This is a genomic window from Candidatus Poribacteria bacterium (assembly GCA_028820845.1).
In the GTDB taxonomy this organism is placed as follows: domain Bacteria; phylum Poribacteria; class WGA-4E; order WGA-4E; family WGA-3G; genus WGA-3G.
Genome location: JAPPII010000085.1, coordinates 1 through 2,335 on the forward strand (window position 1 = coordinate 1; position 2,335 = coordinate 2,335).

A 2,335-nucleotide genomic window follows, 5' to 3' on the forward strand; every position below is an offset into this window, starting at 1 on the left:
CCTGTTCACCGTAGTTGAGGGGACCGCTTTCGTAACCGCCTTCTGGTGTTGCGCGTTCCCAACTGCTGAATCGCCAATGCACAAAACCTTTTGTGCCAACGACAAAGACGCGTTTATGCGCGACAGTACTTTCACTATCAGATGCAAGTGTTCCCATACCTGTCCCGAAGGCGAGAGAGACGTGGAGACCGTTCGCATATAAAACCTGAGCGGCGGCATGCATCGGAGACGGTTGTGCTGAATCTAACTGTTCGGCACCAGAGATTTGTCCAAGTACACGTACCGGACGCGAGTTGTCGATGTAAGATGATACTAACTGAAGTACATGGGGGGCTTGGTCAACGGGGGTGCTGCGTGCGCTGGCATCGATAAACTTGATGTCGCCAATTCTACCTTCTGCGACATCTCGCTTCAATTCCAAGTTTTGCGGATGAAAGTTGAGCTGCGTATTGACGACGAACTTCGTTTTTGTCTTTTCTGCCAGCCCTGCGATCTGTTTCCAGTCTTCGCTTTCAACGGCAATCGGTTTCTCAACAATCGCCGCTGGCACACCGTGGTCGGATGCCTGTTTCATGATCGGATATCGAATCCGTTCGCTCGTGCCGCGGAGTACAGGTGCTGTGACGATGTGAAGGACATCGGGTTTCTCTTTTTCGAGCATCTCATCCAAATCGGTATAACGCGAAGAGATGCCGAAATCTTCACCGAAACTCGTGAGCAATTCCTCATTCATATCACAAATTGCGGCGAGTTTTCCGCCTTTGACGAACCGATAGGCGTTTGCGTGCGCACGGGCGCGTCCACCACACCCCAACATCGCTGTTTTATACATAGAAGGTTCTCCTATAAATGTTTTATTTAAATTTTCAGTGAGGCTTACGTACTAAAAGACTGGTAGGTGCGGTTTCTAACCGCACCGATTCCCCATAAGTCCTATTCAAACCGGACTTACAATTTTTCTCTGAATGCATCCATTAATCCATCGGGAGGTTCAAACGGAAGTGCGATAATCTCATTTGTGAGTCCGCTCTGGTACATCCCTAAGATGATGTTAGACTCCACGAGCGACTGTTTGAGATGTGTCGGATGCACACTGTTCTCGTCGTCTAACCAATCAAAAATCGCTTCAGTAAAGTTCGCCTGCGCGATGACATCTTGTTCGCCATAGTTGAGCGGACCGCCCTCATAACCCCCGTCAAGCGTTGTGCGTTCCCAACTGCTGAACCGCCAGTGTACAAAGCCCTTTGTACCGACCACAAAAACGCGTTTGTGATCGTAGATACCCGGAGTATCGGATGCCTTTTGTGCTATCTCTGTTCCAAATGCGAGAGAGGCATGGAGGTCGTTCTCATACAAAACGTGCCCGATAACATGCGTTGGCGATGGATGCGTAGCAGCAGTCGGAGACGGGTGCGTAGCGGTTAAATGCTCCTTTCCAGAGATTTGCCCAAGCACCCGCACGGGAGGTGAGTTGTCAATATAGGACGACACCAACTGTAATATGTGTCCTCCCTGCTCAGCGGCTCTGCTCCGCGCACTGGCATCAATAAACTTAATTTCGCCGATCCGTCCTTCTGCGACATCTTTTTTCAGTTCCAAGTTTTTCGGATGGAAGTTGAGTTGTGTATTAACGACGAATTTCGTTTTTGTCTCTTCTGCTAATCTGGAAATTTGTTTCCAATCTTCGCCTTCAACAGCGACCGGTTTCTCAATAATTGCCGCTGGCACACCGTGATCGGATGCCTGTTTCATCAACGGATAGCGGAGCCGTTCATTAGTGTTCGGAGCCACCGGGCTTGTGACGATATGGAGGACGTCGGGTTTCTCTTTTTCGAGCATGTCGTCAAGATCGGTGTAACGGGAAGCGATACCGAAATCGTCTCCGAATGTGTTGAATCGCTCTTTGTCCATATCGCAGATAGCGGCGAGTTTGCCGTGCTTGACGAAGCGGTAAGCATCTGCGTGCTGACGGGCGCGGTTCCCGCACCCTAACATTGCGGTTTTGTACATGGGGATGTTCCTATTAGTGGTATCTGTCCTCAGTTTTGCCATTAGGTTATCAGAAGGAATCGTTTTTGTCAAAACATATTAATCTTCATTAGGAAAAACAAATTGACATATACATTCTCTTTTGGTAATTTTTCGCAATAAGTAGTTTTGGGATTGGTTAAATCCCTGTTAACGGAAAATTTGTAATTTGACACCTTTAACTTGACTTGACATGCGTTATTAGACGAAGCAGTGCAAAAATATTCCAACCTCACCAAATCGCTGAAAGGAGATCGTTATGAACACTCGAAACCCTAAGAAATAAATGATTGAACGATTCCGCCGG

Annotated in this window: 2 protein-coding genes; both read right to left on the minus strand. The window is 48.0% G+C overall.

Features of this window, described 5'->3' with window-relative positions; genetic code table 11:
- The coding region (locus tag OXN25_16570) for a Gfo/Idh/MocA family oxidoreductase (GenBank protein ID MDE0426467.1) at positions 1–832 on the minus strand (832 nt) is incomplete at its 3' end.
- Positions 833–948: 116 nt separating this feature from the next.
- Complete coding sequence (locus tag OXN25_16575; protein ID MDE0426468.1) at positions 949–2,010, minus strand: Gfo/Idh/MocA family oxidoreductase; 1,062 nt, start codon at positions 2,008–2,010, stop codon at positions 949–951.
- Positions 2,011–2,335: the final 325 nt, after the last annotated feature.